This is a genomic window from Microcoleus sp. AT8-B5, from assembly GCF_036705565.1.
In the GTDB taxonomy this organism is placed as follows: domain Bacteria; phylum Cyanobacteriota; class Cyanobacteriia; order Cyanobacteriales; family Microcoleaceae; genus Microcoleus.
In genome coordinates this window covers 1-13,947 of sequence record NZ_JAUBUY010000031.1, presented here as the reverse complement: position 1 = coordinate 13,947, position 13,947 = coordinate 1, and the positions used below count along the sequence as shown (strand labels likewise).

12 protein-coding genes and 1 tRNA gene are annotated in these 13,947 nt (G+C 44.9%); 10 read left to right on the top strand and 3 right to left on the bottom strand.

Annotated elements, in window-relative coordinates:
• Nucleotides 1–269: 269 nt before the first annotated feature.
• From QUB39_RS20015 to QUB39_RS20000, 4 genes are all read left to right on the top strand, one after another.
• Nucleotides 270–341: transfer RNA gene (locus tag QUB39_RS20015), tRNA-Gly, on the top strand.
• Between the two features lie 248 nt (nucleotides 342–589).
• Entirely contained in the window at nucleotides 590–994 is a 405-nt protein-coding gene (locus tag QUB39_RS20010) for a hypothetical protein (RefSeq protein ID WP_333056560.1), read from the top strand.
• Between the two features lie 4 nt (nucleotides 995–998).
• On the top strand, nucleotides 999–2,264 hold the full coding sequence (locus QUB39_RS20005; RefSeq protein WP_333211959.1) for a glutamate-5-semialdehyde dehydrogenase: 1,266 nt from the start codon (nucleotides 999–1,001) through the stop codon (nucleotides 2,262–2,264).
• Nucleotides 2,265–2,586: 322 nt separating this feature from the next.
• Nucleotides 2,587–3,726, top strand: coding sequence for a fatty acid desaturase (locus tag QUB39_RS20000; RefSeq protein ID WP_333211957.1), 1,140 nt, complete (start codon nucleotides 2,587–2,589; stop codon nucleotides 3,724–3,726).
• Between the two features lie 126 nt (nucleotides 3,727–3,852).
• Here QUB39_RS20000 and QUB39_RS19995 read toward each other — a convergent pair whose 3' ends face one another.
• A complete protein-coding gene (locus QUB39_RS19995; RefSeq protein WP_333056557.1) occupies nucleotides 3,853–5,556 on the bottom strand; it encodes a lipoxygenase family protein in 1,704 nt (567 codons plus the stop codon).
• A 321-nt stretch (nucleotides 5,557–5,877) separates the two neighbouring features.
• Nucleotides 5,878–7,011 carry a class I SAM-dependent methyltransferase gene (locus QUB39_RS19990; protein WP_333211955.1) on the bottom strand — a complete coding sequence of 378 codons (1,134 nt, stop codon included), beginning with the start codon at nucleotides 7,009–7,011 and terminating at the stop codon, nucleotides 5,878–5,880.
• Between the two features lie 696 nt (nucleotides 7,012–7,707).
• On the opposite strand from QUB39_RS19990, the gene QUB39_RS19985 reads away from it, so the two are divergent.
• From QUB39_RS19985 to QUB39_RS19975, 3 genes are all read left to right on the top strand, one after another.
• Nucleotides 7,708–8,763: an adenylate/guanylate cyclase domain-containing protein gene (locus QUB39_RS19985; RefSeq protein WP_333056555.1), complete on the top strand. Its 1,056-nt coding sequence runs from the start codon at nucleotides 7,708–7,710 to the stop codon at nucleotides 8,761–8,763.
• Between the two features lie 36 nt (nucleotides 8,764–8,799).
• Nucleotides 8,800–9,240, top strand: coding sequence for an NUDIX hydrolase (locus tag QUB39_RS19980; protein WP_333056554.1), 441 nt, complete (start codon nucleotides 8,800–8,802; stop codon nucleotides 9,238–9,240).
• A gap of 132 nt (nucleotides 9,241–9,372) precedes the next feature.
• The gene (locus QUB39_RS19975) at nucleotides 9,373–9,828 is read left to right on the top strand and encodes a GTP pyrophosphokinase (protein ID WP_333056553.1); all 456 of its coding nucleotides are present in this window, start codon (nucleotides 9,373–9,375) and stop codon (nucleotides 9,826–9,828) included.
• Between the two features lie 105 nt (nucleotides 9,829–9,933).
• Here QUB39_RS19975 and fabG read toward each other — a convergent pair whose 3' ends face one another.
• A complete protein-coding gene (gene fabG, locus QUB39_RS19970; protein ID WP_172188962.1) occupies nucleotides 9,934–10,698 on the bottom strand; it encodes a 3-oxoacyl-[acyl-carrier-protein] reductase in 765 nt (254 codons plus the stop codon).
• 73 nt (nucleotides 10,699–10,771) lie between these two features.
• Between fabG and trxA the strand changes: the two genes are divergently transcribed.
• The 3 genes from trxA to QUB39_RS19955 all read left to right on the top strand — a co-directional run.
• Nucleotides 10,772–11,089, top strand: a complete 318-nt coding sequence (trxA, locus tag QUB39_RS19965) for a thioredoxin (protein WP_333056552.1) — start codon at nucleotides 10,772–10,774, stop codon at nucleotides 11,087–11,089.
• An 87-nt stretch (nucleotides 11,090–11,176) separates the two neighbouring features.
• Nucleotides 11,177–11,761, top strand: coding sequence for a hypothetical protein (locus QUB39_RS19960; RefSeq protein WP_333056550.1), 585 nt, complete (start codon nucleotides 11,177–11,179; stop codon nucleotides 11,759–11,761).
• Nucleotides 11,762–11,963: 202 nt separating this feature from the next.
• Nucleotides 11,964–13,947 (top strand): beta-propeller fold lactonase family protein (locus QUB39_RS19955; protein WP_333211952.1); only part of this gene is annotated, 1,984 nt, incomplete at its 3' end.

Genomic DNA, 13,947 nt, shown 5'->3' with positions numbered 1-13,947 from the left:
GGACTGTCAGCTCCCTTGAACTTCATGATTCCGCGATTTAAATCTGACATGACAGTGTTCTCCCACAATTCCAGCTTGATTGTAGCTTTGCCGTGGGCCGATGGCGGTCAATTTTCACGGCAATTACTGATTTGGTTAACGATCTGGCTGCTGAAATTGCAGGTGGGGAGTGGGTTTGGGGGGGTTTACTGGGTTTGTGAAAAAAAACTTACTAAAAAGACTTGACAAATTTAGAGAATTGAGACAATATTGTTAATACCGCAGGAAATGCGGGTGTAGCTCAGTGGTAGAGCGTCACCTTGCCAAGGTGAATGTCGCGCGTTCGAATCGCGTCACCCGCTTTAGAAGATAAAAAAATCAAGGAAACCGGAAAGTAGATCAAGAAAGTTTTCGGCATAGTCCTAATGATGGTTGAAAATACCTAAGTTAGTGGTAAGATTGAATGCAGAACTTGCAAGTCAAAATTGCCGATCGGGCAATATCTCGGAATAGGCAGTTGAAAGCCTCGCTTTGGCGGAATTGACAAGTTTGATTAAGTGGATATGTTAACGATTATTTTTGCAAAAACGCTTTTTTTATCCGATCGCTAGTGCCATCTCAAAAAGCTCCCAAGATTGACTTAAACGATGAGTACCCCTGTCCTTGCCGACGCCGGGGTCGTCTAGTTCCCATAACGTTGACAGAAGCCTTTGGCTGCAACCGCTGTCAACAAATATTTGTATTGGACGAAAGTGGAGACGTGATCGAGCAACTATCAACGAACTATCCTTACAAGCAGGCTTGGCGGTGGACGGGCCACCAGTGGAACAGAGCGCATCCGGGTTTGAAAGCCCATTACTTGCCACTGGCTTTGGGTATGATATTGGTGCCGCTAGTGATTTGGTTGCCCTTGGCGCTACACTCGCCGGGCCCGAATATTATTCTGTGGGCAATGGTCGCCGTGCTGCTAGCAATGCTGCCGGCGCTGATGGTATGGCTGGCTTACAGGCGTTAGCTAGATGATAATAGAGGATTTTACCCATTCATCAGATGCCGCAAATGTCGCGCGTCGCGCTTATCAAGCTTCTTTGGAGTTGGCGGCGACAAAGAGTGCCGATCGCGCTGCAGCTTTGCAGGCGATGGCGGGCTCGCTGAAACGCAGACAAAATGACATTTTAGAAGCAAATACTCTGGATTTAGAAGCGAGTCGGGACATGGCGATTCCCGAATTGATTGTGGAGTGGCTGAAGCTGACGCCGGAACGGATCAAGACAACTGTGCAAATTCTGGAACGGTTGGGGGAAATGCCAGATCCGATCGGCAGGGTGATCAATGCTTCTTATCAGGTCGATCGCTGTCAGGTTTACTGTCAGTCGCTACCACTGGGGGCGATCGCTCTAATTTACGAGGCGTTTCCAGAGTTGGGGGCGATCGCCGCGGGTTTGTCTCTCAAAAGCGCTAACAGTTTGATTCTAAAAGGCGGCAGCGAAAGCTGGCAAACTAATGCTGTAATTGGGGAAGCTTTGGTGTCGGCGATCGATGAGGTAGGTTTGCCATCGGGATGTTTGCAGATACTGCCGCCTGATCGGGGCGCTTCGATCCGAGAATTGGTCACTCAAGACCAATATCTCAATTTAATTATTCCCTACGGTAGACCAAGTTTGGTGCAGCAGGTGGTAAGGCTGTGCACAGCACCAGTTTTGAGGTCGGCAATGGGAAATTGTTACCTTTATTGGTCGCCGACTGGTAGTTTGGAGATGGCAAGGTGGATGATTTTGGACAGCCATCAAAGCGTGCCCGATCCTGTTAATGCGATCGAGAAAGTGCTCATCGATCGCAACCAAAAGCCTTCTTCCTTAGTCAGGCTGTGGAACAGTTTAAAAGAAAAAGGCTTTCAAATTAGCGGCGATGCGGATCTTGTTGCAGATTTCCCAGAGTTGAAGCTGGCGGAAACATACGAGTGGACTCAACCGTATTTAAACAAAACCATCGCGTTTAAAGTTGTCGATAGTTTAGAGATTGCGATCGGCTGGATCAACCGCTACAGCAGCGGTCACGCTGACTGTATTGCCACTGAATCTTACTTAGAAAGTCGCCAATTTGCTCTGGATGTTAACAGCGCCTCAACTTTTATTAATGCCTCACCTCGGTTTTGGCGCTATCAAAATCGGGGAGATGCGATATTTTTGGGAATGTCCAACCAAAAAGGTTATCGTCGAGGATTGATCGGGTTAGATACGCTGACGACAATTAAAGAAATTGTTCAGGGAAACGGACTTTTTTAATCTTATAGGTTATTTAGAATTGGTTATTGAGATTAAACCAAACTCAAAAAATGGGAGACTATTATCGATGCGTAAGCCTTTAATAGTTGTTCCAAAAATCTTTTTATAGGATACAATAATATCTTGGTAGAACAATCAGGCAGCCTTGATCTAAAGCAATTTGATCACAAGCTCCCGGATAGCCGCAGTGGAGACAGATAAAATCTCCGCATCCTAACAATAAGCCGCCGGATTTATGTGTGGGTTCAATCTAAAATCGGGTACGGGATCTAATTAAATTTAGAAACTTATTAACTCACATGAAAATACTCTTAGCTATCACATGAAATCCGAAAAAACACTCAATACTCTAGACAATACCGCAACGCCGACTTTAGGCAAAGAAACGCTAATTCACCACTCGGTATATGTTAAAAAATTGCGTCCGCTGCTGCCATCAGATGCCTTTGAACCAGAGCCTAGCAAGTTAGCAATACTATTCATCAACGCTGCTATTTTATTGCTGGGATGGGGAATTGCTGCTAATCTCGATCGCTGGCCTGTCTATCTTTTAGGGCTGTACTTACCTTTAGCCGTCATCATGGGCAATAGTATCATAGTTTTGCTATTTAGCTCCCACGATTTGATGCACGGTAGCGTTCAGAAAAAGTCGCGCCTCACTTATCCGATCGCCTTTTTGGGACTAAGTATGCTGTTTATGCCGCCTACTCAGTGGAAAAATCTGCACAACCTCGTACATCACAATAACACGAATTCTGTGGCAGACCCCGATCGCAACTATCTGTACCAGCAACCAGATACTTGGGGAAAATGGATTCAAAATCTGTTTGTCCCGTCGGTAGAAGTAAATCCGGTGTGGTTAATTGTAGGGATGGCGGGTTCGTGGTTAGTGCATAATTTCCGCAATCTCACCTCGGTGCTGTTATTTAACGATAAATCTGTTGATTACGTACCGGCTGCCTTTACAGTTAGTCCTAAAGATAGATTGACAATCGCATTTGAATGTCTGGGAATTTTAGGAATTCATGCGAGCATTTTATTCTACCTAAATTTTCATCCGCTCAAAATCGCCCTTGCGTACTTTTTGCCGATCGCAATTGGTCATGCAGGCGCAATGTTTTACATCTATACCAACCATATGGGTTGCCGGATGACCGCGATTAATGACCCGCTGATCAACAGTGCTTCTGTGCGGGTTCCTAAAATATTTGACCTGCTGCACTTGAATTTTTCTTACCACACAGAGCATCATATTTTCCCCAGCATCAACTCAGACTATTATCCGATGGTGCAAGAGTTGTTGCAAATTCACTATCCCGGACGCATGAATTTAATCGATGCTGGAGAAGCTTGGCGGTTGCTGATGCAAACACCACGGCATTATCAAGATGAAGTCACATTCACAGATTCTGCGGGTACAATGGCCGTGAATTGCTCGATTGTTGAAGACTATAAAAGCTGAGAATTCGCATTGTAACTCACATCTTGAATTATGCTGAAGAACAGGCTTTTGTGCCTGTTCCACCAAGAATGAATTTTATTGTGGGGAGTAGGGGTTGGGCGTCTCGCCTGCCCCAAAAATACACTCCTACATACTGATGCTATTTAGCACCAACGAAGGCTTGAGAGCAAAATAAGGAATGACTCGTTTTTGATTGTTAGCATCAATCCTTTGTTCTGCCATATTCAAATTTTGCTGGAACTGTCTGGCTAAAAGTTGGATCGGGGTTCCCGCAAAAACTTCGTCGAAGCTCATCCGGTAGAGTTCTCGGAAAGATTTATCGTAATAACCCAAACGGTCATATCGATAAGCTGACAAAATAAACATAGTTTTCAGTTGCTCAGCCGCTCGTTTGTACGGAGGAAGCAACCGTAAAATATCCTTTTCTGTAATCACTTCGAGATTGCCAGAAGCGGTAATTTTGGGAATGTCCCGGTAGGCTGCCAAGGGCATATTGGCGGCAAAAGCCATGTATTCGTACTGGGGAAAATTGACGGCTGAATGCTGCGGGCCGCAGGTGAAAATTACAGTTGTGACAATTTTAATTAATTGTTCAACTGTGTCGATTTTGCTGGGCATTCCTTTGACTTTACCGCCGTTATCAGAGGCTAATTCTTGTGCCCAGGTTTGCAGTTCCACATCTTCTGCGATCGCCTCTTTCGTCGGGTAAAAGTGTTTGAGATAGCCGGAGACAAAGGTTTCGATCGCATTCCACAGTAGCAATCCATCATCTCGGTAAGGGTAGTGAGGCAGTTGATTTGGATCGTCCATTTCCCGATTTTTCAGTTCAGTTGGGAAGGCAAATTGATCCAGACTCCAGTTACTGCAAGCCTCTCTAGCTATTTCCATTGTCTCTGGCAAGCTACCGCTTAGCAAGTCATCGACTGGCCCGCCCGGAGCGATCAAATAAGAACGCGCCAGCTCGTTGTTAGTCAACATAAACCGAAAGTGCGGTTTCAGCAGCAGGCTAAGGGGGTGATTTTTAGCCAACTGTCGGGCGGTGACGATCGCGATTGGTTCCATCACCAAATGAGTTCGACCTAAATGCGAGCTCATTTCGTGGTGATTGGCATCTGCTACTTGCACGCAGAGTTTCGCAAACAGCCAATCCACAGGAGGATCGAACGGGGTGTAAAGATGGCTATTTGGGGTCGGATCTAGTTGAATGGCGATCGGCACCAGTTCACCGCGATCGCGGATTCCCGTCCACCGCCAAGCGAAAAAAGCTCGCGGTTTCGGCAAGAATTTTCTGCCTTTTTCATAGCTGCCACCTCCTATTTTTGAAGGCGCGCGATAGTGTTGGTCGCTACCCGTATAATCGGCAATGTAAATGTTTTTTTGTTGCAACTCTTGGCCCAGATCGAATAATGGGTGAAAGCTGGAAATTTGTCCCAGTGTTTGCGCCCGAGGATCGCCGGCATCTAACAAACGAAGCACCATCGGATTTGCTCCAGACAGGCGCTGTTCTGCAAAAGAGCGATCGGTTTGGTAGATTTTGGCAACAGCAGGTAGCGGCAGCAGAGTAAAGAAATCTTCATAGTCTTGGAGCTCGTCGAGAGGATCGAGAAAACTTCTCGAATCGGCCGCCAGCATATTTCCTGGAAGTTCCGATGTTGCTAGTATCCGCTCTCCAATATACTTGCTCGAAAAGTTCTCGACTGGTGGCACATCTTTCAATAATGCCAAAGGTGATAAACTCTCAAAGTCAAACTGATAAGCTTGTTGCTGCCGATTCAAGGAATCGCGACGCTGTTTTTGGTTCGGGTCGTCTTGAGGAAGAGAAGGTTTCATATTGTCTACCATTGTATAAATCAACTCTCTTTTTGTAGTAAAATATCGGAGATCATCACTACCGATCGAGGATGGAATTTAAAAAGTATTGTGCAGGCTCACGCTTGATATAGGTCTTATTCACCGATCGATAATCTTATTCCGGATTTTTTAAAGCTCAGAAAAATTCCTCAAAAGAAGGCAACACTTCTCGATCGCCCTAAATCTATGTTGAAAGGTTTCATCCTCCCGATAAGTAGCTCGCACTCAAGAACCCCGACTTCTTTGAGATGTCGGGGTTCGGGGAGTTCGGTTTTTTGAGCTGAGTCTACTCATTAGCGGTTAGGCACGAACCATTAAATATTGACCGTTGCCGTTATATTCGCCCTCGCAACTCGCGAAATTAGACACAAACCAAATCAAGTAAAACCGCCAGATGCGGCGAAATTTGGCAGAGTCGATGCCGTAGTCCAAATCTTTGACTATTTCCTGAGAATCGTCAAAGTTTTTCAACCAGTTAGCAAACGTTGTGGAGTAATTGTATCCGTTGAGATACCATCTTTTAATGGTCTTGAGGTCTTTGTTGTGGCTGGGAATTGCATCATATTTCCAGTAACGGCCGTGGGGAAAAATGTATTTGTGGGTGAAAACGCTGGATATATTGTTGGGAGTGCGAACTGTGATGATGTGAATGAAAACTTTGCCGTTATCCTTCAGGAAAGATTCTAGCTTTTGGAAAGCTTTCGTTAAATTGCCTATATGCTCAAAAACTCCGATGGAGAGAATTTTGTCAAATTTGGTCTCGAAGTTGGCGTCGTTAAAATCGCCTTCATATAGGGTAAATCGACCTGAACTAAGGTAGCTTTCGGGCTCTTGCATCTTCTGACGCATATACTCGCATTGGTGGTGGCTGAGGTTAATGCCAGTAGACTGGACATTGGGGAATTTGGAAAGAATGTAATTGGGAACGCAACCCCAGCCGCAACCAAAGTCTAAAATATTGTCGCCATCTTGAATCTCTAGCTTCTCAATCACATCATCAATCATCTGCATTTGCGCTTGTTCAAGGTTGGCTGCTCCTTTTTCCCACAATCCCATGCTGTATTTAGGATAAATAAGTTTTCCATCGCCTAACATCGGATTCAGCATTGCTTGAGGTAAGTCGTACTGAATCTTCATTAAATCCCGCGGCCCTTCGGCTGTATGGTCTGTTTCTGTTAGTACCCATTCGTAGGGTGCAAGCAGGGAGGGGAAATGCTTAAAAAAGACGGGCATACAGGTATCAAAAAGCGATCGCAATACTGAATCTGCGACTTCTAATCCGTTGATGTAAGACTCTGCTACTGCCATTTGCACCGTGTTAACTGCACTGACTGCGAGGCGGGTTGCTCCGTAGGCGATCGGACTTTTGCTATGTACATCTCCCACGATGGGAATGTGTTTTTCGATGCTTTGTAGGACTGTTGATGAAGTCATGGTTATATTGGTTTTAAAGATGCTGCTATTCTATCTCACGAAAATTAGCTGGTTGTTAGAGATCCAAAAAGCTGAAACTATTGTCAAGTCAGGTTTGCACAGCAAAACATCCCAAAATCCTAAAAACATATGGCGCTTGAAGGGGATTTGATAACGGATTTATCTGGCTTTGGGTGATCTTAATTTTATTAAGAATTATGTCAGTCTATTTGAGATTTGAGATTTGAGATTTGAGATTAACTCCAGAGCTTGAATTGGGGTATTTTTACGCTGAGATTAAAATTTTAGTGTTCAGTTATACCATTTTAGATATTAGAATTGAAAATGAATGATGAGCTAAGAGTTGGACTCTTGCCTAGAGTTGCATTCTTTTTTTAAACTGGTGTCAATCGATTTTAGATTTTAGATTTTAGATTTTAGAGGCGACCCCACGGATAAATGCTCTTTCTTGAGGATTTTCGATTTTCGATTTGGGATTGATTTGCGCGAGATAAATCACGTGGCGGGTACCACATGAAGAAATTCGTGGTCAGTTGGGCGCTTGAGGTGAGGAAACGAGAAGCAAGTGCCGATCGCGACTTATAGTTAAGGTATCAGGGATACAGAAAAAATGCCCAGAAACCGGGTTTGCATACAGGTTCACTGCAATAACAGATGTCCGCGAGATTTCTCGCTAATTAGCTAGACGCGCCATATATGCCACAGATTCACTATCTGCCGGACGATCGCACGATCGAGATAGACGACGACGATATAATTCTCGAAGCTTCCCTGCGTGCCGACATTCCCCACACCCACATCTGCGGCGGTAGCGCCCGATGTTCGACTTGCCGGGTATTGATTGTCGAAGGTTTGGAATTTTGTTCTCCCCGCACTTCGCCGGAAGAGGAACTTGCCAAAAAATTGCGCCTAGAACCGGAAATTAGGCTAGCTTGTCAGACACAGGTTGCGGGCGGCAGGGTGATTTTGCGCCGACTGGCGATCGATTCTGAAGACTTGGAATCATTTAACGACGAAATGGTCGGAAAGTTGATTTCTAATCCTGTGGGTCAAGAGAAGAAAATTGCAATTTTGTTTGCCGATATTCGAGGGTTTACTGCGTTTGCAGAATCGCTGTTGCCCTACGATATAATTTATGTTTTAAATCGCTATTTCCAAAAAATGGGTTATGTTATCAACCGCAACGGCGGGATGATTAATAATTACATGGGAGATGGTTTTATGGCGCTGTTTGGGTTGGAAAATTCAGACAAGGCGGCCCAACAAGCAGTGAGGGCTGGGGTGGAGATGCTGGAGGAACTAGAGAAACTCAATCCCTATTTTGAGACTTTATACCGTCACCGGTTGCGGATTGGGATTGGCATTCACTGCGGCTGGGTGGTTGTGGGGAATTTGGGGGCGTCGAAGAGTCAGACAGTTACGGCGATCGGGGATGCGGTGAATTTGGCCAGCCGGATCGAGGCGGCTAATAAGCAAGTAGGAACAAGTTTACTGATTTCCGAGGAGACTTATCAGGAAGTGAAAGAATTGGCGATCGTCGATCGGCGCGTATCCGTGCCAATTCCGGGGAAAAGTGGCGAATATCCGCTGTATGAAGTAGTCGGGATGCCGCCGCTGCCCGTGGAAATCGAAGAAGTTTCTGAGGTAAGGGAAGGTTCTATTTGGCAAAGTTTTGTCAATAAATTGTTGGCTTTGTATGCTGTGGCGTACAATTGGATTAGGAAAATTTGGAGTCACATCAAAAAACTATAGAGCAACTTTTTGGAGTTTGGTTATTTCCTCAATAATATGAATATTCCCAATTCAATTGTCCGCATTTTTATAATGCTCCCGAACGGTCAGATCGTCGCACAAATGCGAGATAATATTCCAGGTATTGCAAGCCAAGGAATGCTTTCTACTTTTGGTGGTGGCGTGGACATTGGAGAAAGTCCACAGCAAGCAGCAGTGCGAGAACTGGAGGAAGAAACTAGCATAAAAAGCGATTGCAAAGTTGAATTTATCACAACTTTTCTTTACATAAAAAACAACAATCCCGAATTTATCCAAAAAAATCACCTATTTTTGGCAAAAGTTAGCAATATTGAAAAAATTGAAATTCAAGAAGGTGTGGGTTTTGTAGTTTTGAGAAAAGATGTCGATTTCGAGAAAGTCAATGCAGGGGAGGGGACTCAAATGGCTTGGAAATTGTTGCAAGAATATTTAAAATCAAATAACCTGTGTATGTAGGGTGCAGAGTGCGTAGCTTACACCATAGATAGACAGTGAAAAAAATCCTCTCTTGCGTAAGTTCTATTTATTTCCGACTGCTTAGCTTTTCCCCGCTAGGGGGATGAAACTATAATAGAGAACTTCTTTACGATGCTGTCAACTACGAATTCAGAGTACGAATCATTACTACAACGCGCGATCGCGATCGCCGCCAAAGCTCATGATGGACAGGTTGATAAGGCAGGCAAGCCCTATCTATATCATCCCCTATTTGTGATGGAAAATGTAAATTCTCTAGACCAGAAAATCGTAGCGGTTCTACACGATGCGGTCGAAGATTCTGAACTTACACTCGACCAACTCAGAAGCGAAGGTTTTCCTGAATTTATAGTAAAGGCGATCGCCGCAATTACCAAAATAAAAGGAGAAGCTTATGCAGCTTATTTAGAACGTGTGATTGCAAACCCGATCGCACTGCGAGTCAAAATCGCTGATGTTACTCATAACCTTGATATTAGTCGCATCGCCAATCCGACAGAGGCAGATTTTCAACGCATTGCAAAATACCAAAAAGTCCTCCGTCAGTTGCGTGCCGCCTTAAAGTAATTATTAACCGCAGATATCCGCCTTCATCGTGGCACAGGCATCTTGCCTGTGCGATATCTAGGCATCATGCCTGTGCGATATCTGCGGTTAAAAAAATCCCCAAATCTAAGCCATCACCATCCCCCCATCCACATTAAAAACCTGCCCAGTTATATAAGCAGCCGCCGCATCTGCCGCCAAAAACTTCACCATCCCCGCAACTTCCTCAACTTCCCCATATCTCCCCAGCGGAATATACTTCAAAATCTCATCAGACTTGACATCCTTAGTCATATCTGTAGTGATAAAACCCGGTGCAACTGCATTCACAGTAATCCCGCGACTCGCCAACTCTTTCGCCACAGTTTTAGTAAATCCAATTACCCCAGCCTTTGCCGCACTGTAATTAGCTTGTCCCGGATTGCCCATTTGTCCAGCAACCGAAGCAATATTAATAATTCGGCCGCTTCGCTGTTTCAGCATGATTTTACTGGCAGCTTTCGCACACAAAAACACGCCAGTTAAATTCAAATCAATCACCGCTTGCCAATCTTCCAACTTCATCCGCAGCAGCAAAGTATCGCGAGTAATGCCCGCATTGTTCACCAAAATGTCAATCCGTCCCCATTTTTCCATGACATTACTGGTGAGTAAATCTACTTGCTCAGTTTTCGAGACATCTGCTGCAAGTGCGACAGCTTCTCCTCCAGCAGCGACTATTTCTGCTACCACCTCATCAGCAGCCGCACTCGAACTCGCATAGTTGACGGCGACTTTAGCGCCCTCTGCTGCTAGGGTTAAAGCAACGGCGCGGCCGATTCCCCGCGACGCACCGGTCACGACAGCAACTTGACCCCGCAATCTCTGAAAAGTCTCTGGTAATAGTTCCATAATTGTATCCTCGCAATCTACCAGAGAATTTTGCACTAAAATCGAGCCAGAACCCAAAAAATTATTTTGTCTTATGGCAGTTCAAAAACAGTTCAGCAGTTTTGAAGAGTTACTATCGGGCTCTGACTTGCCGGTGTTGGTAGATTTTTACGCTACTTGGTGCGGGCCTTGTCAGATGATGGCACCGATTTTGGAGCAAGTGAGTGGTCAGATGAAAGACAAGCTGATGGTTGTCAAAATTGACACCGATAAGTACGAACAGTTGGCGTCGCAGCATCACATTTATGCTTTGCCGACTTTGGTGTTGTTCAAAAATGGCGCTGAGGTCGATCGCATTGAGGGAGTGATGCAAGCGGCGCAGTTGATCGATCGAGTGCAACCTTTCTTGTAACCGGAGTCAATTATCTCACACGTAGGGTGTGTCAGCCCATATCTGATTCATTATGAATAAGATAATCCTAGTTGACGCACCCTACTGATGAAGACTCCCAGCCACGCTATTATCAATCTGGCAATTCTCGGCAAACCGCAACTGCCGCAAGCTAATCTCATTATTGCGATCGGCGGAATCTTACCCGACATCCCAATATTTTTATTTTACTTTTGGGCGAAATACATTGCTCGCTTGCCCGAAGCTACAATTTGGTCAAAAGCATATTATGAGCCTTTTGTACAAAATATTGTGGCTCTGTTTCATTCAATTCCCCTTGCGGTTATTGGTTGGCTAATTGCTTATTACTTTGGGTGGCAAAGCGTGCAAATTTTGTTTATCAGCATGATACTACACTCTCTGGGAGATTTGCCTGTCCACAATGACGACGCTCACCGCCACTTTTTTCCGTTCAGCAATTACCGTTTTATCAGTCCGTTTTCTTATTGGGATAGAAAGCACTACGGGTCAATTGTTTCTGTGGTTGAAATGTTGTTAGTGCTGCTGTCAACTTTCCGGGTTTTTGGTTTTGTTAATTCTTATGCTGGTAAAGTATTGTTGATTTTGGTGAATGCTTTTTACATAATTGGAGCGGTGTCTTTTTACGTCCGTTCTTTAGTTTCTCGTTCTTAATTATGCTACTGGAAGTTCGATCGCGATATTAGAGAAATTGTATTTGCGGCATTAAGGGCGATCGTACTGGGAATCTAGAACACAATGTAAAGTTTTATAACAAAAATCCACATTTCTGCCTCAACAGCTTGACAAAAACAATTTTCTTATGGTGAGATACTAAGAATCACAACAAGTTACTGTATCGCTTGTTCGCATCTTAATGAAATTTTCCAATAAATCGCCCTTCAACAGTCAAGAGCCGTTCCCTATTGGTGAAACGACCTTAATACCTGAATTCGACCTAAATACCGCAAACTTACTCAATCCTCAAGCCCTTAGCAGCCCTACCCCAGAGCCAGCACTCCCCGGACTTCCAGACAGTTTTAACAATAACCCCGAAGACACCGCAATCTCCTCCAAATCCATCAATTTTAGCCCCAAATTAAAGGATTTCAGTTTTACCCCCCCCGTAAAAAAATCTCTTGAACTCGATACTCTCACTGGCGAACCTGTAAACGAAAGACAAATCGACTACTTCGGTAAAGAGGGTATTTTTGCGGAAAGACGCGCATCTCAACTCGCTCCAAATGCGGCAAATCCCAAAAATCCTCCACTGATTGAAAGTGCCGAAGTCAAATTCAAAGACGCAAACAATCAACCTTTTGAGAACAATCTACCAGTTTTGTTTCTGACGGGAAGCAACGTTTTAGCAGACAACTTTGGCGACCCCAAAGGTAGCCAATTTAGCGATTTAGTGGTAAAATTTTATGTTGGTGACCAAGCTTACGAAGGCACAATACTAACCAACCTCAGTCGCGAATTAGCAGACAATAAATTTGAAGTAGCTGTCAGAGTTCCCGACACCGTACCCTTGGGCGATTCGCGAATTGTCCTCAGTCGCAAACAGAACGAAAAAGTCAGTTCAAATCCGGCAGAACCAGCAACAGAAATTCTCTACAACAGCAATTCCTACCGGATTGAAAACGATACAGAATATGTTTTTGGGGCCCAGTGGACAGCGGATAGAATCGCCGTACTCAACGGTTCCGACCCCGAATCTGTTGTGGCGATAACGAACAGCAGCGACTTGCTAATTGGTAACATTGCTGTAGGTACGGACGATCGACTAGATAGAGCCAGAGATTTGACTGTAACTAGCGACGGTTCTCGCGTGTACGTCCCGCTGGAAGCTTCCGGTAGAGTCGCTTTAGTCGATCCGATAACCCGACAGCAGGTAGATACTAAAGCGGATGTAGCTGGCTTAAACCCGATCGACTTGCCTAGCGGTGCAACGCCTCGTTCAATTGTACTTGATTCTCGCGACCAATACGCTTACATTGCTGACGGCAAAGCTGGCGGCAATTCCATCTACGTTCTCGATATCAACCCGTTCTCATCCAAGTATCACCAAGTTACCCAAACTATCACAGTTGGTGCAGCACCTAGCGGTTTGCGACAGATGGCAATTAGCAGCGACGGAAAGAAGCTATTTGTTACCGCACCGAACGGTTTGAACAGCCAGATTTACGTTGTGAATATTGACCCCAAAGACCGACCCAGCGACCCCAGTCAGAACCCTCAAAAGTGGAATCAATTAATCGGAAATATAACAGCCGATGAAGGCGTAGAAGGATTAGCTTCTACGGTCTATCCGCTGAAGATGACGTTTACAAACAGCGGGAAAGATAGCAAAGGATTTGGGGTACTGGATATTACTAATAATGACCCGGTAAGTTTTGCTGCTACTACTCGCTATACAAATTTAGGGTTGGGTTCCGACTTTGATTACTTCGATGTGAATGAGGGAGTTTCGGTAACGGTTTTACCGGATGCTAGCTATGCGTTTGTTGTGGGTCGCAATGCGGACGCGAAATTTTTCGGTCAGGAATTGCCCAGCGTGGATGGAGACCCCCGGGCCGGGAGCAATATCGGCATTATCAAAGACCCGCTAACAAATCCGCAATTAATGGCGGGAACTAGACCAATTCCAGATGGATTCGCTACCGACTTAGCACTTTCAAGTGATAGCAAGTACCTCTATGCTTCCTATCCCAATTTGAGCGGTGCTAATGGCAAGGTGTATGTCTTTGACACTGAAGAATTCGTGAAAACAGTGACAAACCCCGGTCAATTTCAAATTGATGCTAAAGGTCGGGGTGTCGGGCTGCCTTTGTTTGACAGCACTACGGCACGAAATGCTACGG

Bases quoted from the DNA above. Each gene is read 5' to 3' on its own strand.
- QUB39_RS20005 (WP_333211959.1), top strand. From the start codon at position 999: ATGATAATAGAGGATTTTACCCATTCATCAGATGCCGCAAATGTCGCG.
- QUB39_RS20000 (WP_333211957.1), top strand. From the start codon at position 2,587: ATGAAATCCGAAAAAACACTCAATACTCTAGACAATACCGCAACGCCG.
- QUB39_RS19995 (WP_333056557.1), bottom strand. From the start codon at position 5,556: ATGAAACCTTCTCTTCCTCAAGACGACCCGAACCAAAAACAGCGTCGC.
- QUB39_RS19990 (WP_333211955.1), bottom strand. From the start codon at position 7,011: ATGACTTCATCAACAGTCCTACAAAGCATCGAAAAACACATTCCCATC.
- QUB39_RS19985 (WP_333056555.1), top strand. From the start codon at position 7,708: ATGCCACAGATTCACTATCTGCCGGACGATCGCACGATCGAGATAGAC.
- QUB39_RS19980 (WP_333056554.1), top strand. From the start codon at position 8,800: ATGAATATTCCCAATTCAATTGTCCGCATTTTTATAATGCTCCCGAAC.
- QUB39_RS19975 (WP_333056553.1), top strand. From the start codon at position 9,373: ATGCTGTCAACTACGAATTCAGAGTACGAATCATTACTACAACGCGCG.
- fabG (WP_172188962.1), bottom strand. From the start codon at position 10,698: ATGGAACTATTACCAGAGACTTTTCAGAGATTGCGGGGTCAAGTTGCT.
- trxA (WP_333056552.1), top strand. From the start codon at position 10,772: ATGGCAGTTCAAAAACAGTTCAGCAGTTTTGAAGAGTTACTATCGGGC.
- QUB39_RS19960 (WP_333056550.1), top strand. From the start codon at position 11,177: ATGAAGACTCCCAGCCACGCTATTATCAATCTGGCAATTCTCGGCAAA.